The sequence below is a fragment of the Peribacillus sp. NPDC058002 genome, from assembly GCF_042886655.1.
Taxonomy (GTDB): Bacteria; Bacillota; Bacilli; order Bacillales; family DSM-1321; genus Peribacillus; species Peribacillus aracenensis.
This window is the reverse complement of record NZ_JBHVQU010000101.1, coordinates 1-15307: the sequence shown is the minus strand read 5'-3', so window position 1 is coordinate 15307 and position 15307 is coordinate 1. Positions and strand designations below refer to the sequence as shown.

14 protein-coding genes and 1 pseudogene are annotated in these 15307 nt (G+C 41.5%); 4 read left to right on the top strand and 11 right to left on the bottom strand.

The window, feature by feature from the left end; all coding sequences use genetic code 11:
• Positions 1 to 1095: 4-hydroxyphenylacetate 3-hydroxylase family protein (locus tag ACFVSH_RS16590; protein WP_387706931.1), on the bottom strand; the 1095-nt coding region annotated here is incomplete at its 3' end.
• 204 nt (positions 1096 to 1299) lie between these two features.
• On the opposite strand from ACFVSH_RS16590, the gene ACFVSH_RS16585 reads away from it, so the two are divergent.
• From ACFVSH_RS16585 to ACFVSH_RS16575, 3 genes are read left to right on the top strand one after another with little or no spacing between them, the layout of a single operon-like run.
• Positions 1300 to 2088: a fumarylacetoacetate hydrolase family protein gene (locus tag ACFVSH_RS16585; RefSeq protein ID WP_387706929.1), complete on the top strand. Its 789-nt coding sequence runs from the start codon at positions 1300 to 1302 to the stop codon at positions 2086 to 2088.
• Positions 2085 to 2873 (top strand): fumarylacetoacetate hydrolase family protein, encoded by a 789-nt coding sequence (locus tag ACFVSH_RS16580; protein ID WP_387597548.1) that lies wholly within the window; start codon positions 2085 to 2087, stop codon positions 2871 to 2873. The genes ACFVSH_RS16585 and ACFVSH_RS16580 overlap by 4 nt, the downstream gene beginning before the upstream one ends.
• A 17-nt stretch (positions 2874 to 2890) precedes the next feature.
• Entirely contained in the window at positions 2891 to 3277 is a 387-nt protein-coding gene (locus ACFVSH_RS16575) for a 5-carboxymethyl-2-hydroxymuconate Delta-isomerase (protein ID WP_387597551.1), read from the top strand.
• Positions 3278 to 3355: 78 nt separating this feature from the next.
• Here ACFVSH_RS16575 and hpaB read toward each other — a convergent pair whose 3' ends face one another.
• Positions 3356 to 4828 (bottom strand): 4-hydroxyphenylacetate 3-monooxygenase, oxygenase component, encoded by a 1473-nt coding sequence (hpaB, locus tag ACFVSH_RS16570; RefSeq protein ID WP_387597554.1) that lies wholly within the window; start codon positions 4826 to 4828, stop codon positions 3356 to 3358.
• Between the two features lie 165 nt (positions 4829 to 4993).
• Between hpaB and ACFVSH_RS16565 the strand changes: the two genes are divergently transcribed.
• Entirely contained in the window at positions 4994 to 5863 is an 870-nt protein-coding gene (locus ACFVSH_RS16565) for a LysR family transcriptional regulator (RefSeq protein WP_387706927.1), read from the top strand.
• Positions 5864 to 6041: 178 nt separating this feature from the next.
• Here the strand turns inward: ACFVSH_RS16565 and ACFVSH_RS16560 are convergent, their stop codons facing one another.
• The 9 genes and pseudogenes from ACFVSH_RS16560 to ACFVSH_RS16520 form a co-directional block, all read right to left on the bottom strand.
• Positions 6042 to 7607 (bottom strand): solute symporter family protein, encoded by a 1566-nt coding sequence (locus ACFVSH_RS16560; protein WP_387706925.1) that lies wholly within the window; start codon positions 7605 to 7607, stop codon positions 6042 to 6044.
• Between the two features lie 3 nt (positions 7608 to 7610).
• Positions 7611 to 7949, bottom strand: a complete 339-nt coding sequence (locus tag ACFVSH_RS16555; RefSeq protein WP_387706923.1) for a DUF485 domain-containing protein — start codon at positions 7947 to 7949, stop codon at positions 7611 to 7613.
• 232 nt (positions 7950 to 8181) lie between these two features.
• The gene (locus ACFVSH_RS16550) at positions 8182 to 9057 is read right to left on the bottom strand and encodes a cytidyltransferase (protein WP_387597566.1); all 876 of its coding nucleotides are present in this window, start codon (positions 9055 to 9057) and stop codon (positions 8182 to 8184) included.
• A gap of 226 nt (positions 9058 to 9283) precedes the next feature.
• On the bottom strand, positions 9284 to 10267 hold the full coding sequence (hpaD, locus tag ACFVSH_RS16545) for a 3,4-dihydroxyphenylacetate 2,3-dioxygenase (protein ID WP_387597569.1): 984 nt from the start codon (positions 10265 to 10267) through the stop codon (positions 9284 to 9286).
• 31 nt (positions 10268 to 10298) lie between these two features.
• The gene (gene hpaE, locus ACFVSH_RS16540; protein ID WP_387597572.1) at positions 10299 to 11813 is read right to left on the bottom strand and encodes a 5-carboxymethyl-2-hydroxymuconate semialdehyde dehydrogenase; all 1515 of its coding nucleotides are present in this window, start codon (positions 11811 to 11813) and stop codon (positions 10299 to 10301) included.
• Positions 11814 to 11891: 78 nt separating this feature from the next.
• The gene (gene hpaI, locus ACFVSH_RS16535; RefSeq protein WP_260285998.1) at positions 11892 to 12809 is read right to left on the bottom strand and encodes a 2,4-dihydroxyhept-2-ene-1,7-dioic acid aldolase; all 918 of its coding nucleotides are present in this window, start codon (positions 12807 to 12809) and stop codon (positions 11892 to 11894) included.
• 108 nt (positions 12810 to 12917) lie between these two features.
• The gene (locus ACFVSH_RS16530) at positions 12918 to 13595 is read right to left on the bottom strand and encodes a GntR family transcriptional regulator (RefSeq protein ID WP_387597575.1); all 678 of its coding nucleotides are present in this window, start codon (positions 13593 to 13595) and stop codon (positions 12918 to 12920) included.
• A 197-nt stretch (positions 13596 to 13792) separates the two neighbouring features.
• On the bottom strand, positions 13793 to 14977 hold the full coding sequence (locus ACFVSH_RS16525; protein ID WP_387706921.1) for a pyridoxal phosphate-dependent aminotransferase: 1185 nt from the start codon (positions 14975 to 14977) through the stop codon (positions 13793 to 13795).
• Positions 14978 to 14996: 19 nt separating this feature from the next.
• Positions 14997 to 15307, bottom strand: a pseudogene (locus ACFVSH_RS16520) (cell wall elongation regulator TseB-like domain-containing protein); the annotation flags it as partial.

The following is a 15307-nucleotide window of genomic DNA, read 5'->3' as shown; positions in this document are numbered from 1 at the left end:
ATATGCAGTTGCATATGTGCTATTGGGTAGAACAGTGCCATTCGGCCCTTCCATCGGATCTGTAGCCATCGCTGTCGAGATGGCCCAAAACATATTCCTGAAAGCAAGCACTTCCCCTATATTGGCTTGAACTCCTCTAAATTGATTCGTTCCTGCCATTTCTGTAGCTTTCATCAGAAGCCCAGCCATAAAGTCCAATTTCACCGCATAGCGTGTGCAGCCATGAAATGTATATCGATTCATCCACCCAGTCTTGGATCTAAACCCATTTGCGATTTCCACATTATTATAGGCGAATACATTCTCCCATGGGACGAATACATGATCAAGGACGATGACTGCGTCATTTTCGTCGAACCGGCTGGAAAGCGGGTAATCGAAAGGAGTGCCTGACTTGGCAGCCGTTTCTTCAAAAGACTGTCTGCTGATCATTTTTAATCCCGATGCATTCATCGGTACAAAGAAAATCAACGCATGGCTTCTATCTCCTTCCCCAAGATCGACAGGAGAATAATTCGCGACAAAATTATAATTCGTAAGTGCTGCAGAAGTTCCAACCATTTTGGCTCCGCTTACGATTATCCCATCATCCCGCTCTTCCACCGTACGTACAAATACCTCTTTATTTTCATGTAGCGGTTTATTCCTGTCCATTGCCGGGTTTATAATTGTATGGTTACAGAAGGGAACGTCCCTTGTGGTTTTTTCATACCATCTTTTCGCATTATCTTCAAATCCCTTATAAAAATCGCTATACGGTCCCAATGATCCTGTAAAAGCAGCTTTGTAATCAGGGGTACGCCCCATGAAACCATAGCTCAATTTTGACCATTGTGCTATCGCATCCCTTGCTTCAAGCAGCTCTGTTGCGTTCTTCGAGGCTTTGAAGAACTTATGGGTAGTATGACCTTCATCTGTCTTAGCCGTTAAAATCCGTGCAGTGACCGGCTCATGGAGAGCATCATATAGTTGGGCAATCGATCTGGCAGAATTGCGATATGCTGGGTGCGTCGTCACATCATCTACCTTATCTCCGTTCAAGAATACCGTTCTTCCATCTCGTAAACTTTCTAAATACTCTTTACCATTCATCATCGGAACATCCCCCATTCACAATCTTTCAATTTGGATTCCTAGCTTCATACTAACTAAATGTTCAAGGCATTTATCTGTTGAAACCCATACTTTTTCTAACATTTTTTGTCTGTTTATACTGAATAATCTAAATATGTTGAACTTATACAAAAAATCATATACGATATCATATATGATTGATAATAAAACAAGGGGTGAGTGTCCATGGCAAAAGCAAGAGTGAAGTTCAAAAAGTCAGATTATTCAGAAGAAATAGAGATACAGTCGAGCCGCTATATTTTAATGAACGGTGATAAGTTGGAGGTATCACAAATTAACTTGGATAACCCTATTTCAGGAACGGTATACGGAACATTATTAAACTATAAAGGGTCATTGGCAGCATTGAAGGAAAAGGTCGACCATCCTCCTTATAATGAACCTCCTAAAGGACCGATCCTTTATATTAAACCTAGAAACACGTTTTCTTCTTTTTCAAATCCAGTTCCCCTTCCAAGCGGCATACCTGAATTGGAAATCGGGGCCGCACTTGGAATAGTAATCAGTAAAACGGCCACAAGAGTCAAGAAAGAACATGCATTGGATTATATAGAAGGTTTTACGATCGCCAATGATATTAGCATTCCGCATGAGAGTGTTTTCCGTCCTGCTATCCGCCATAAAGCCCGTGATGGATTTTGCCCGATCGGTCCATGGGTCGTAACCAAGGAATTCATCTCCAACCCCGATTCTTTAGGAATTCGTGTATATATAAATGGAGAGTTAAGACAGGAAAATTCAACTGCAAATCTAATTCGCTCCATATCCCGCCTTATTGAGGATGTAACTGACTTCATGACTTTGAGTACGGGTGACGTCCTTCTAGTAGGTGTTCCAGAGAACGCACCGCTGGCAAAAGCCAATGATCATGTCAGAATAGAAATAGACGAAATCGGATATTTGGAAAATGCTATCATTTCCGAGGAAAAACTATCACTGGAGGGGATTTTATGAAGAGAGCACGTGTAGCCTATGCAGGTGCCGTACATCCAGCAAGTGAATATTATGGCCAGGTCCAATTGGCGGATGGCAGGATTGTCAATGAGCAGGATGTTGTCTGGCTTCCCCCGGTGGAACCACGAACTGTCTTCGCGCTTGGCTTGAATTATGCAGACCATGCGAAGGAGCTTGCTTTTAAAGCACCGGAAGAACCCCTTGCGTTCTTAAAAGGTCCCAATACCTTTATCGGCCACCGGGGACAGACAAGACGGCCTGCTGATGCAGCTTATATGCATTATGAATGTGAACTTGCAGTCGTCATAGGTAAAAAGGCGAAGAACATAAAAAAGGAAGAAGCCTTTAAGTATGTAAGTGGATATACGATTGCAAATGATTATGCAATACGGGATTATCTGGAGAATTACTACCGACCTAACCTAAAGGTCAAAAATCGCGATACATGCACCCCCATTGGGCCCTGGCTTGTCGATGCCGAAGATATCCCAGATCCATCGAATCTTGCCATCAAAACTTACGTCAACGGAAAATTGACTCAGCAAGGCAACACGAAAGACATGATTTTCGGCATTGCTGAGTTAATTGAATATTTTAGCAGCTTCATGACATTGAGCCCAGGGGATATCATATTGACAGGTACACCTGAAGGATTGGCGGATACTGCTGTAGGCGATGAAATCATCACTGAAATTGAAGGGATCGGGAAACTCGTTAACACAATAGTCGGTGACGATATATTTACTGAAGGCGGGGATCGGCCGCATCTAAAAATCCATAATTAACGGAAGGGACTGATAACATGCCTCATATCATTATTGAATATACAGATAATATCAAAGATGAAATCCAGATTGACTGCTTATTAAGGAAGGTGAATGATGTACTGATATCCTATCCCTCCATCTTTCCAATTGGCGGCATTCGATCCCGGGCCATTGAATTGAAGCATTATCGTGTTGCCGATGGTACAGAGGATGATGCCTTTGTTCATGCCATTCTAAAAATTGGCGCTGGACGCAAAGACAGTGATAAAACCGAAGTATGTGACCAACTTTTCGAAACGATGGAAGCCCATTTGGCTTCTCTCTTTTCAAAAAGATATCTTGCCCTCTCCATGGAACTCACGGAATTCAGTGATTTTGGAACATATAAGAAGAATAATATCCATGACCGATATAATAAATGAACTAGATTTCATATTGAAAGGCCTTCATCATCATCGGGAAGGCCTTTCAATTAAAATGTTTTGCCAATGCTACCGGGCTCAGTTGATTTCTGCAAGGTTTTCAGTACGGTTCAAGAACTCCTTGACACGGTCCACATATTCCTGTTTATCATAGCCGTTATATAAAGCGCTCGCCATACGGACCGGATCCCCAAAAAAGAATCTTTCGTATAGCGTTTGCCTGGATCCAAATGAACTCATGCATACATCCCATGCGAGACGATACAATTTCACCCTGTCATAGGCTCCACCATTCGCGGCTTGAAGATATTTATCCAAATCCGGTCGAAGCTCCGAATTGAAATCTGCTTCATTTGGTATCGCCATTAAGCCGCTAGCTCCAAGAAGCTGCATGATTTCACTGAATCTAGGGTAAATCTTCGGGTAATAATTACGGGCTATATTTAACGGTGTAAAATCGGGTGTCATCATTCCCCACTTATCCACTTTCGCGTTTGCCTCCGATGCTGTAATGAAAGCCTTTACCGTTTCAAGCGCTATGATGACTTCCGAAATCTTTTCCTGAACATGCTGGTATTGACCGATATTGATGGTTTCCGCCATTAGTTGCAAAATCCCCAGAATGAACTCGGTTTTGGCGATATTTTTCGCTACCACCTGATGGGTCATATGAACAACTGCATTACTTTCATTATAAGCCTGGTTGCAAATGCCGACATCCCCATATGCAAATACACGATTCCAAGGAACGACTACATCATCAAAAACGATAATCGTATCCATTTCCTCAAATCTTGAACCAAGAGGATGGTCAAAATGTGATTTGCCATAGTCGAATGATTCACGACAGATGAATTTCAACCCTGGTGTATTATTTGGAATGGAGAATGCGAATGCATAAGGGTTTTCCTCTTCCGATTGTTTAAGCAATGTTGAAGGGAAAACCATGATTTCATCCGTTATTCCACCTTGTGTAGCTAATAACCTGGCTCCCTTTATAATAAGCCCTTCTGAATTCTTGCCAGCAATCCTTGCAGCGATGTAAGGGTCCGGAAGCTTTGCGGCACTAACTCCCCTATTAACCTGGGGTTGAATCAGGGTATGTGTCAACGACAAATCCTTTTCCCTGCAGAGTTCATAATAATCTTTCATATTTTTAGCAAATGCCGAATCCTGAGTGCCGAACATATCAGCTGCAGTGCCGTACGCCATCATCCCACTGTTGATATAGTCAGGGGAACGTCCCATCATTCCATTATTATGCCTTGCCCATTCTTGAATCATTTTCCTCCTTTTTTCAAGGTCTCCCTTTGTCCGCGGCTGCATGAATGAGGTCCCTACTCTTTCGTTTGAAGTTGGTGATATATAAGTCATGATGTCAGTTTTCGAGGAATCATGCTGCAAATCATATAATTCGGCCTGTGATTTCATGACCCCTTTAAAAGCTGGGTGTTGACTGATCTTATCTTTTACTTGCTCTCCATTGATCCATACATTCGCCTTTGCTTTATCCACCCTATCGATATACTCTTTACCTGTTTTAGCTGGCATTCTTACATCCCCCTTTAGCATCAATATAAATGAAGCGCTTACAATTAAATAAATTCCAAAAATTGAATTAATTCCTATAACAAAATATACCATGTGTTAAGATATATATATAATACTTAAAAAATTCAATATGTATATGTAAATCATATGTATGAGGTGTATATAATGGACATCCGGCAATTAAAGTATTTTGTGACGATCGTTCAGGAAGAACAAGTAACCAAAGCAGCAAAAAAATTACATATGGCTCAACCCCCCCTTAGCCAGCAACTTAAATTAATGGAAATCGAAATCGGTGAAAAACTCTTCGACCGGAATGGAAAGAAACTTGAACTCACTGAAACTGGCAAGGTCCTATATAAAAAAGCCGAAGCTCTATTAAACCAGTTTGAAGAATCGCTACTGGAAGTGAAGGAAGTCAGTAAAGGAATACAGGGCACTCTTTCCATAGGGTCAGTAAAAACTTGCTTTTCTTACATTCCGCAAAGGATGAGGGCCTTTAGAGTAAAATACCCTGACATACGCTTCAAGTTAATGGAAGGTGATACATTCCGTTTGACAGAAGGCTTAATAAACAGGGAAATCGAGTTGGCCATTGTACGGCTTCCCATTAACGGTAAGCGATTCTCATCGATTAACCTTCCGCCGGAAGATTTTGTGCTTGTCACCCCAAAAGAATGGGACATCCCAGACTCCATCGGATTTAAACAAATTAAGGATTATTCCCTCCTATTGCTGCATAGGGTAAGCGGACAGGGAACTTATGAACTTATAGTGGATGAGTGCTTCAGACATGGGTTTGAACCTAAGATTGTATGTGAATGTCCTGATGCTGCCATGATTTTATCTTTGGTGAAGGAAGGAATAGGCGCTACAATCATGCCACGAACCACATCCAAATCGTTTTCAACCCAGGGTATTAAAATAATCGAATTGACAGATTGTGAAGTCCAATCGGAAGCCGCCCTTATTTGGCTCGAAGAACGCTATCTTTCCAAAGGTGCCGTCAAATTTCTTGAAACATTTTCTGAATGAATGGACAGTTATTGAATATTAGTGCATCTGGACCTCTTTCTAATAACCTTTCATGTTTGTTTGAATTTCTTTATCCAATGTAAAGAAAAAAGCAACCTATCATTAGAGGGCTGCTTTATCAGATCCATTCATAAGTGCGATGACCTGTGTTTTATTTATAGGCATGCTTTTACATCTTTCAATGTCGCAAAACACCCTTAACATCATGACCGGTGTTGGACTTAACGAGGATTTCATTATAATTGTCTTTTGTAACCGTTTTCAACCCCGTCCTGCGGTTACCGAACAGGGCACCTAAATAGCATGCGAGGAACCCAAGCGGGATGGAAACGATTCCTGGTGAATTCAAAGGGAAAATCGGGTCACCTGTCATTATGGTGGCTCCGGGGACCGGGTTCCAGACATTTGGACTTAGAGCCACGAGCAAAAGCGTACCAATAAGACCTGTCATCATACCGACTATCGCTCCGGTTTTATTGAATTTTTTCCAATAGATCGTAAGAAGGATTACCGGCAAATTCGAACTAGCCGCCAGTGTAAAGGCAATCGATGCCAGAAACGCTACATTGAATTCCTGCAGACCTAATGATAAAACGATTGCAAGTGCAGTCACACCAACGGAAGCCCATCTAGCCATCGTCATTTGCTGTTTTTCCGTCGCCTTTCCATCTTTTAATATTTCATTATAAAAATCATGTGAAAATGCGGTAGCTCCTGTTAAAACGATTCCCGCAACAACTGCGAGTATCGTTGCAAAGGAAACGGCCGCAATAAATGCGAATAAGATGTCCCCGCCCACAAGTTGGGCCAATAAAGGTGCAGCCATATTACCCGCTGGATTAGCGGCCATGATATTCGATGTTCCAACCAACTTCGCAGCACCGAATCCGAGAAAAATGACCATGATATGAAAAGCACCCATAATCCACATCACCCAAACAACCGACTTTCTTGCCACTCGTGCATTCGGGACGGTCAAAAAACGTATTAAAATGTGAGGCAGACCTGCCGTTCCCAGAATTAGGCCCAGCGATAAGGAAGCTGCATCCCACCCACTGGCATATTTAATACCTGCTTTCAGGTAATCTGCACCCATGGGTGTTGCGGTTTTCATATCAGTGAAAATTCCGATGAAACTAAAATTCAATTTCCACATGACGATCATGAATAATATAAACACTCCTCCTATCAACAGGATGGCTTTAATGATCTGCACCCAGCTCGTCGCCGTCATCCCCCCAAATAGAACAAATACCAACATGACAATACCTACGATGATGACAGAAATATTATACGGGATGTCTAAAAGCAATTTAAATAAAGCGCCTGCCGCAACAAGTTGCCCCAGCATGTACATGACTGATATCACCAGGGTATTAAAGGCGGTCACTCCCCTGACCTGTTTATATTTAAACCTTGTAGTCACCATATCAGCCAATGTGTATTTCCCCAAGTTCCTTAAAGGTTCAGCCACTAGGAATAACACGACAAGAAATGAAACAAGTGCTCCATACATCAGGAAAAATCCATCATACCCCGTTAAGGAAAATGCCCCAATCAACCCTAAAAACGTGGAAGCCGACATAAAATCCCCGGCCAATGCAAGTCCATTTTGCCTAGCGGTCAACCCTCCCCCAGCCGTATAAAAAGAGCCTGCCGTGTTAGTTTTTTTGGAAGCGAAATATGTGATGAAAAGGGTTCCTATCGACATTAGCGCAAAGAGAATAATAACTGTCCAATTCATGATTCAAAGCCCTTCTTTCTCGATGATTTCTTTTATTTGTTCATCGATTCTTCCTGATTTCCTTACATATATGCTGCAAACCCAAACAGACATAACCGTAATGGAGACACCGTACACCCATGCCCAGGTTATGTCTCCAATGAAAGAGTGATCCAGGATATCTGTGTAAAAAACTAAGAAGGGCAAAAGCAGGGAATATCCCATAAAGAAAATCGAAAAAGGGATGACGAATTTCTTTTTATCGGAAAGCATATTCTGAAACTCTTTGGAGGCAACAATCTTTTCATAATCCACTAGATTAGTTTGTTCCGATTCATCAAGTTTTTTTTCCAACCGAACCATCTCTATACACCTCTTCTGATATTTATTTTTACAAGGGCGGCACTAGTAGTATTGAGCCTCTCCAATATCAGCCTCTTTCTTCCTTCCATCCCAAAATCCAAACAAAATCATCTGCACAGAGAGGGTCTAAGCTCATTCCCTAAGCTTTCCGTACTCCCATTGTCTAATCGTGACGCTTACAGGTAGGGCAGCAGTAAGTACCCACTGCTGCCCTGTCCCGGACCATATCTTTTTAGAAGGCTTGCACTTTTGTAATGGACTTGGCTCGCATATCAATCATCTGTTTCGGCTTCATTATACTTTCACTTTTCCATTTGATATGAATCTTCTTTCCCTCCAAGGGAAGATCATCATTGAAAAGTAAGTGCCAACTCCCATGAAAGGACCCGTCCGTTGTTTGATAGGCAATTCCCTCATAAACATTTCCTTCGTTCTGGATTTCGATTAAATAAGCGCCTGTCGGGGGTGTCAGGAATGCTTCCGATAATGTAACGATGACGTGTTGATTTTCCTTGGATTTGATTGTCCCTTGGCTTTCAAAGTATGTGCCAAGGAATGGCGGGATATCTGCGAACCGACCTTCTGCAATCAAGTTTCTAAGCTTAGTGGAACTTACTTTTTCATGATCGATTTCAAACTTCTTCATTTCCGTCACTTCAAAAAATCGCTTACCTTCGATTTTCAGCGTTTCCATATTCCCTTCCCCTTTATGTCCATAGCGGAAATCGAATCCAGCCACGGCATGCTTGCATTTAAATCCACATAGATAATCCTCGATAAAGCCAGTAGGTGAAAGATGGGCAAATGCGGAATCGAAGTTCACGACTATCAAGGTTTCTACACCTAAACCTTGCATGATTTTTGCTTTTTGCTCTAAAGGAGTCATATATGTTTGGGGTTGAGCGTTTCCTAAGATTTGCTTTGGATGCGGAAAAAATGTCATGACTGCCAATTTCAAATCTTGCTGTATGGCAATCCTTTTAGCTAGATGTATCAATTCTTGATGGCCAAGATGAACTCCGTCGAAAAATCCAAGAGCCAGCACACACGGTTCTGCTACTGCCGTATATATACTGGAAATTGGGTGCTGAACATGAATGATATCCAAATCCATCTTCCTTCCTTTGATTCTTGAAAGGTTACATTATAAACTCAATAAACGGACCTTCGATAATCCAGCAGTTTCCATCAACCACTCACCAGTTCTGTTCCCTTAAATGGTGAAAATTGGTCTTTGAACAGGCTTATACGCACTAGCGCCCTATCCAATTGACCGTGGGAGTCAATGTATGTCTTGCCGAACGTTCGATCATTCATCCTAAATCCGTTTCTCTTTAGATGATGAATTCAGGCTTGCTTTTTGCCAGAATCGGTTCTTTAAGAGGAACTTCTTCACCTGATATTATATCAAGTACAGCAGATGCCTCATCAAACCATGAATCCGGAGCTTTGGCTCCCCAGAATGTCTGGCGTCTTGGATCATTCAAATCCCAATGAATCGGTTCAGTATCAGGGTCAGCCGTTAAGTAATCCCCATTGTATAATTCGATCCTGTGACCGTCCGGATCTCTTAAATATAAGAAGAATGCATTGGATAGACCGTGCCTTCCTGGTCCGCGTTCGATGGACTGGGCATATCCCAGTGAAGCCAGTACATCACAAGCATGGATAAGTGCAAGGGGGTCAGGCAGAAAGAAGCCTATATGATGTAGTCTTGGACCGATTCCGTTCATGAATGCCTGGTCATGGACCGTTTGCTTTCTATGAAGCCACGTCGCCCATAATTTGCCCGATTCATCCACTGTGTCTTCCGAGCACGCAAAACCTAATTCTTTCACGTAAAAATCATAGGCTTTTTGCACATTTGGTACACAGCAATTCACATGATCGATTCTTTGGACCCTTGAACCCCTATGCATATCGAATCGTTGAAGCAATCTCTCGGCTTTATCCATTTTGCTGAAAAACTCCACTGGCAACCCTGAAATATCCTGAACTCGTAGCGACTTGCCTAGTGCATGCTGTGTTCCTTCCTGCATCCACTTCATTTTCATCCCCTTGGATAAGAAAAAAGTTTCCAATTCTTCAAGGTCTTCCTCTTTTTCAACCTTGTATCCTATTGTTTCAACGCTTGGCTTTTCTGCCTTTTGCAAAATAAGCGAGTGATGATGCGCTTCCTCTAAACCACGTAAATATATGTGATCATTCGTTCTTTCCGTTTCAATGAAACCTAAAGCATCCACATAAAAGGCTCTTGATTTATCCAGATCTGTTACATTAAGTATCGTTCTCGCAACACGAATAATAGAAAAATTCATAGTATTCTCCCCTTCTTTAATAAAACACGGATTATTTTTCAGCAGAAGAAACAGCATTTTGTTTTACGTCTCCAAATTTCGGAATGTGATGTTCACCAATTGCTACGTGGATAACTTGTGTTTCCGTATAGAATTCAAAGCTATAATGGCCACCTTCACGTCCAACCCCACTATATTTCGATCCTCCAAACGGTATCCGCAAATCCCTTACGTTTTGGGAATTCACCCAGACCATCCCGCTATCAACAGCCTGTGCAAACCTATGTCCACGTTTCATATCATTGGTCCATACATAAGCAGCGAGCCCATACTTTACATCGTTAGCCATTCTCAGTACTTCCTCTTCAGTCTTGAAAGGAATGACTGCCATGACTGGTCCAAAAATCTCTTCCTGTGCCACCGTCATCTCATTTGTACAGTTCAAGAGAAGCGTCGGGGCAATATAATTCCCTTCCTTGAACACACTCGGTATGGCACCGCTTACAATTTCCGCCCCTTCATCTTTTGCTATATCCAGATAACGGGAGACATTGTTAAAATGGTTACGATGGATCAGCGGTCCGATTTCCGTTTCTGGGTCCATTGGGTTTCCAATTTTGATATTATGAACACGTTCCTTCAATTCTGCAACGAACTGGTCTATTATCGATTCATGGACAAATAATCTGGAATTGGCTGTGCAGCGCTCCCCATTGAATGAATAAATTCCCCAAACCACAGAATCCAGGGCTTTTTCTAGATCGGCATCTTCAAAAATGACCGCTGGCGATTTACCTCCGAGTTCCATGGAAAAACGTTTCATTGTATCTGCACCATTTTTAACGATTTCAGCGCCAGTCGTCGTTTCCCCGGTAAAGGATATCAATTGGACTTCAGGATGGGCAACCAAGGACGCCCCTGCTGTTTCCCCAAAACCGTGAACGATATTGAATACGCCTTTCGGCAGACCCGATTGGTCAATGATTTGTGCCAATTTATTGGCTGTCAATGGGGACCACTCCGCCGGTTTGAGGACACATGTATTACCTGTAGCCAGGGCCGGGGCGATCTTCCAGGTTTCTAACATGAATGGCGCATTCCAAGGAGTGATTAATCCTGCCACTCCTATCGGTTTATGAATCGTATAATTGATGAATGTGTCATCCACTTGATACGACTCTCCTATTAGCCTGCTTTTCACCATCTCAGAATAAAACCGGAAATTCTCCGCTCCCCTTGCCGCCTGTTTTTTTGTCTGGCTAATCGGCAACCCTGTATCAAGGGATTCCAAAAAGGAAATTTCTTCTGCATTTTCTTCAATTAAATCAGCAATCCTATTAATGTACTTCAATCTTTCTTCCACTTTCATCGTTCTCCATGGACCATTATCGAATGCAGCTCTTGCAGCGGCTACCGCTTGATCGATGTCCTCTTTAAACCCTTCTGCCACATTATTTATTGCCTGATTATTAAAAGGGCTTAAATTTCCAAATGTTTTCCCTGAGATTCCATCGACAAATTGACCATTGATGTAATGCTTGACATCTTGCACGGGAAAAGTTTGCATGATAAATCCTCCTTTAGAAATTAATTCGGGAAGATGACAATAATCTATTAGATTCGTGCAATCTTCCCGATCTAGCAATTATGACTGGATTATTGGGTCAATCAACCCGTATGATTGAAGGGTTTCACGCAGTTCTTTTTCCAATGGTTCCGAAGGCGGACCCATTGGCGGCCTTAATGCAGGATTGATTTTCCCCATCATCCCCATCGCAGCTTTTAATGGTCCTGGATTGGTTTCTTTAAACAAAACATCATTCAATGGCATTAATTTGTAATGGAGATCAAGTGCCTTATCCACATCCCCCTCCACCCAAAGGTTATAAATTTCCGCAACTTCTTTTGGAGTGATATTTGCAGTAGCACTTATATGTCCTGCCCCTCCAATAGCCAACATTGGATAGCATAGTAATTCGATGCCCGAATATAAGAGAAAATCCCTTCCGCAATTCAATAAGACACGGTTCACATGTTCGAAATCTTTATTAGATTCCTTTACACCAATAATATTTTCACAATCTTCAGCAAGACGTGCCAATGTCTTCACTTCTAAATTCGTCGCCGTTCTTCCAGGAATGTTATAAACGATAATCGGAATATCAACAGAATCGGCTACCGTTTTAAAATGATTGTAAAGTGCCTGTTGATTCGGTTTATTGTAATAAGGAACGATGACTAAAGCAGCATCCGCACCCATTTCCTGTGCCATTTTTGTTAAATGTAACGTTTCTTTCTGATTGGCAGATCCAGTACCTGGTGCAACTGGAACACGGGCTTTTGCTGCTTTAATAGCCGTTTCCATCACTAATTCCCGTTCCTTAATCGTTAATGAACTCGGCTCCCCGGTAGTACCGCATACCGAGATTCCATGTGAACCGCTTTCAATGTGCCAGTTTACCAGATTTTCAATTGCCTTTACATCCACTTCCATCTTGTCATCAAACGGAGTGATAACGGGAGCGATGGATCCTCTTAAACGACTTTTGATTTCCTCGTACATTTTTTCTACCACCCTTTCATTATTTGAATATTCGGAATAATATAAGTAAAAAAATAGCTTTGCTTTTATGAATAATCGATCGACTATTATAAAACAAAGCCAAGGTCATCAAAGTGCCTGATCGTGATTAGTTTCCGCCCTCTGCTTGAATGTGCTGATGGCATTCAGTTTATGCTTTCTCACCAATGATTCAATTTCTTCAAAAGGTGCTTTTTCCTTTAGAAGCTTTATGATGCTTTCATGTTCGCGAATCGATTGGACTGCGCGCTGCGGAACCATGGTGAACATGGATTTTCTGACTCTATTCATTCTTTGTTGCGCCTGTTTAATTTCCTCCTTTAAAAAGGAATTTCCGCACTTTTCATAAATTTCCGCATGGAAACATTCGTTTAACTTACCAAACAGCTCTAATTCAAAGTTATGGAGGGCTTTTTCCATTTCTTTGTTTAAATTAATTAGATTTTCAAAATCATGATCATTCATCGTTAAAGAACTGAGGGCGGCTGCATATCCTTCAAGCAAAGATAAAACAGAAAGAGTTTCAATGTATTCGCTCTCATTAATGCTTGTAACCACCGCTCCGCTATAAGGCTTATATTGAATAAGACCATCAGATTCCAGTTGCCTGATCGCTTCCCTGACAGGAATCGGACTTAAACTAAGTTCTTTTGCCGTTTGATCGATAATGATCCGCTGTCCAGAACCATATGTTCCATCCAAAATTAATTTACGAAGGTGCTCATATGCTATTTGCTTTTTGCTGGGGTTTTTGTTTTTCTCTTCCATATTTTCATCATATATGAAATCATATATGATTGCAATCGATTTTTATTAAAAATCATATATGATTTTCACTTTTCTTTACAAGTTTGTTTTGCAAAACGCTTATCATGTCTTCTTCGCGAAAGTACCATATCGAAATATAATCGAAAAAAAACCTGCAGACCCTGATGTAGCCAGGTAGTCTGCAGGTTTTTGAAAAATTATGCCATTTTTGATTTAACGAATGAATGTATTCTTTCAACTGCTGCTTCCAGCAACTCTAATGAAGTTGCATAAGAGAGCCTGATGTTATCAGGTGCACCAAAACCTGATCCTGGAATAACAGCCACTTGCGCTTCTTCCAGCAACGCAGTCGTAAATTCCTCGACATTGCTGTACCCTGTTAATTCAACTGCACGTTTAACGTTCGGGAATAAATAAAATGCCCCTTGCGGTTTAATGCAGCTGATCCCTGGAATTTCAACCAATTTATCATATATCGTATTCAAACGGCCTTCAAATGACTGACGCATTTCTTCAACAGGCTCCTGTGTACCTTCATAAGCGGCAATCGCACCATATTGAGCAGTTGTGGTAGGGTTGGATGTGCTATGGCTTGCAAGGTTCGTCATTGCTTTAATGATGGACTCATCACCGACTGCATAACCAATTCTCCAGCCAGTCATCGAATGCGACTTAGAAACACCGTTGATGATGATCGTTTGCTTTTTCAATTCTGGTGAAATCTCTGCAATGGATGTATGTTTAGCATTTCCATAAACCAATTTTTCGTAAATTTCGTCGGAAACGATCAAGATATCATGAGCCAGGCAAACTTCCCCGATAGCCGCCAATTCTTCCCTGGAATAAAGCATGCCCGTTGGATTGCTTGGAGAGTTGATGATAACCGCTTTCGTTTTTTCGGTGATTGCTTGTTCCAATTGTTCTTTAGTGATTTTATATTGATTTTCTTCCGTACCTACTACATAAACAGGCTTACCGTCAGCAAGCTTGATTTGCTCAGGATAGCTCACCCAATATGGTATCGGAACAATGACTTCATCTTCTTCATCCAGGATAGCTTGAAACAATGTGTAAAGCGCGTGCTTTGCACCTGAGCCAACTACAATTTCAGACGGTTTGTATTCCAGGCCTTGATCACGCTTCAATTTAGCCGCAATTGCTTCTTTTAGTTTCGGCAGACCAGCGGATGGCGTGTATTTAGTTTGACCTTCATTCATGGAAAGAAGGGCTGCATCTATGATATGTTTTGGCGTATTATAGTCTGGTTCACCAGCACCCAAACCAATTATATCTAGACCTTGGGCCTTAAGTTCCTTTGCTTTTGCCGTGATGGCCAATGTTGTTGATGGCGTTAATGACTGAACGCGCTTCGCTAATTTCATTTTAAATTAATCCTCCATTCTAAATGCTTCGATAATACTTCAGCCATTCCCCAGTTTTAAAATCATAATAGTCATAGTTAAAACGCTTGGATTCATCAAGATACGTTACTTCCCAAAGCGGAACGTTCTTTTCCATGCCTAGCTTAACAGAAATGATTTTTTGGGGATTAAGCTGTTCATTGACAATGTTTAAGATCTCTTTTTTTGATTTACCATCTTTATAGTTTTCCACTACCATTTCTTTCTTCTTATCCTCAGGAAGCCAGACTATTTTTTTAGTCCCTTTTTCTCCCTTACCAATGATTACGGAGTATGAATCCTGCCCATTAT